The 811-nt window shown below is 33.7% G+C and carries 1 protein-coding gene; it reads right to left on the bottom strand.

Translation table 11 applies throughout. The features are described from left to right. A partial coding sequence (locus tag OW763_RS16785) for a 2-hydroxyacyl-CoA dehydratase subunit D (RefSeq protein WP_268042748.1) occupies window positions 1–811 on the bottom strand: 811 nt, incomplete at both ends.

Here is an 811-nt window from a genome sequence, read left to right as displayed (position 1 = left end):
TTGCCACCATTTAGCTAATCTGTATAATGGATCTGTTCCTTCTGGAACATCATTTCTAAATTGTCTTGATTCTTGTGCAAGATCATCTGCAACAACAGCTAAACCATTTTCTTTGAAGATTTCTAATACTTCATTTGGCTCAGCAGTGATTCCTGTTAAGATAACCTTTTTACCTGTCCATGGTTCAACTGGTAAAGCTTTAATTTCTGCTATTAATTCTTTTACCATAGCAGTGTGTTTTGATTTTTCCATGAAAAGTCTTGCTTTTATAACTGCATGACGTTTTATTGGATCTATTATTTGTGGATATTCAGCAACAACGTCTGAGAATTCACGCATAACCTTACGGTTTTCATTATAAACTTCAATACTTTTATTTATTGCTTCATCTGTAATTTCAACATTTAATATTTTTTCTAACTTTTGACGAATAATCTTAAATTCTTCAACTAAGAATTTATTTGCTGCTTCTATTTTTCTGTTTTGAGGGTGTGTAAATACGATTACTGGAGATGTTCCTTTCCATTTTTGGCTAAGACATTTCAAAGTGTCACATGGCACTGAGAAAAGTACAGCTTCTAAATCATCGTATGCACCTTCAATTTGCATTTCCATAACTGATTGCATTATTGAACAAGCAAATGGTGCTAAATATGCACGTGCTTTAGAAATACTCTTTTGTCCTCCCCATATACCTACTGGAAGAAATCCTGCTGCATGAATCATTTCTTCTGGAGCATAAACAGGCATAACACCTACTGCACCTTTTCCTGTTTCTTTTTTGTAGTCTTCCATAGCTTTTTTAGGGTTA

It is taken from the genome of Clostridium aestuarii, from assembly GCF_026735135.1.
GTDB classification, from domain to species: Bacteria; Bacillota; Clostridia; order Clostridiales; family Clostridiaceae; genus Clostridium_H; species Clostridium_H aestuarii.
The sequence above is the reverse complement of the archived record's forward strand: the minus strand, read 5'-3'. Positions and strand labels throughout refer to the sequence as shown.